The 1,353-nt window shown below is 36.3% G+C and carries 3 protein-coding genes; 2 read left to right on the top strand and 1 reads right to left on the bottom strand.

Going from position 1 to position 1,353, the window contains the following annotated elements:
- Positions 1–174: 174 nt before the first annotated feature.
- On the bottom strand, positions 175–354 hold the full coding sequence (locus B0E34_RS21105; protein WP_123956564.1) for a hypothetical protein: 180 nt from the start codon (positions 352–354) through the stop codon (positions 175–177).
- A gap of 24 nt (positions 355–378) precedes the next feature.
- Between B0E34_RS21105 and B0E34_RS06585 the strand changes: the two genes are divergently transcribed.
- Together B0E34_RS06585 and B0E34_RS06580 are read left to right on the top strand one after the other, a co-directional pair.
- Positions 379–702 carry an IS630 transposase-related protein gene (locus tag B0E34_RS06585; RefSeq protein ID WP_087708016.1) on the top strand — a complete coding sequence of 108 codons (324 nt, stop codon included), beginning with the start codon at positions 379–381 and terminating at the stop codon, positions 700–702.
- Positions 668–1,207: an IS630 family transposase gene (locus B0E34_RS06580; protein WP_228423030.1), complete on the top strand. Its 540-nt coding sequence runs from the start codon at positions 668–670 to the stop codon at positions 1,205–1,207. The genes B0E34_RS06585 and B0E34_RS06580 overlap by 35 nt, the downstream gene beginning before the upstream one ends.
- Positions 1,208–1,353 lie beyond the last annotated feature (146 nt).

Raw genomic sequence — 1,353 nt, 5'->3', positions numbered from 1 at the left:
AGAGTAGGTCGCCGCCAGTTTTTATTTAAAAGTCTCATAGAAATTAATCTATGAGACTTTTTTTTTGCGTATAACTCTCCATCTCTCATCTTAATCTAACGTGAACTCGACGCTAAAATATTGAATTATATTTAGTTGTCCTTGCCATCTATGCATTTATCCAGTTGGGGAAATTTACCGATGGTTTTTCCGGATAAAAACAATAGGCGCATATGCGCATATGGCAGAGATCATATGGGTTAAAGCATTATCGGGATTTCGGTGTCTGGAATGCTCCAGATCAAAGACGGAAGTAAAAATATCGTTCACACTTTCTATTGAAGGACTTTTGAAAAGCATATATAGCAGGCTCATTATAAAAAGTCTTATCTTAGCTGTATGAGTTATAGTTTAGATTTTCGTAAACAAGTATTTAAAATAAAAGAACAGGAAAAGCTTACTGATCAGGCTGTTTGTAAACGTTTTGGAATAAGCACCCGAACCTTTTTCCGCTGTAAACAAAACCTTATTCCTGTTGGGAAAAGAAATAAACCCGCTACGAAGATCGATATGGAAGCTTTAAAGAAACATGTAGAAAAATTTCCTGATGCCTACCAGTATGAAAGAGCTGCTTTCTTTGGAGTCAGTCCCAATTGTATTCTCTATGCCCTTAGACGTTTAAATATAAGTGTTAAAAAAAACACTGACTCATCCCAAGTCTGATCCTATTAAAAGAGCTGAATTTCAAAATCAATTGTTTCATTATCAACAGTTGGAACAAAGAAACATTATCTACATTGATGAGAGTGGTTTTGCTACCGATGCACCAAGGGATTACAGCTACAGCTTAAAAGGAACAAGATCTTACGGGGTTAAAGACTGGCATAATAAAGGAAGAGTGAACGCCATTGGAGCTATTCTGGATTTTAATATCCTCAATGTAGGATTGTTTGAAGGAAATATCAATGCCGATGTTTTTCATGCCTGGGTAACTCAGGAGCTCCTTTATTCGATTCCTCCAAAGTCAGTCCTGATAATGGACAATGCAACCTTCCATAAAAGATCCGATAGTATTGCTGCCATAGAAAAAAGTGGACATTCTATTCTGTTTCTGCCTCCCTACAGCCCCGATTTAAATCCTATTGAAAAGAAGTGGGCACAGGCTAAAAGTATAAGGAGAAAGTTAAGGTGTGATCCGTATGAACTTTTTCAAAAATTTATCACTTGACGAAATATATTGAGTTAGCTATAACGCTCATTGAGCAGCATCAGCTTTGCTTTGGCTTTACTTTTTGATTTGGTAATAATTTTCAGTCCCTGCTGAAAGAAATCTTTCCATAAAGCAGTATTGTAACCTTTATCCCCAAAACAAAG

The sequence above is a fragment of the Chryseobacterium mucoviscidosis genome (assembly GCF_002177115.1).
In the GTDB taxonomy this organism is placed as follows: domain Bacteria; phylum Bacteroidota; class Bacteroidia; order Flavobacteriales; family Weeksellaceae; genus Chryseobacterium; species Chryseobacterium mucoviscidosis.
Note: the sequence above shows the minus strand (reverse complement) of the source record. Positions and strands in the feature narration are given on the sequence as shown.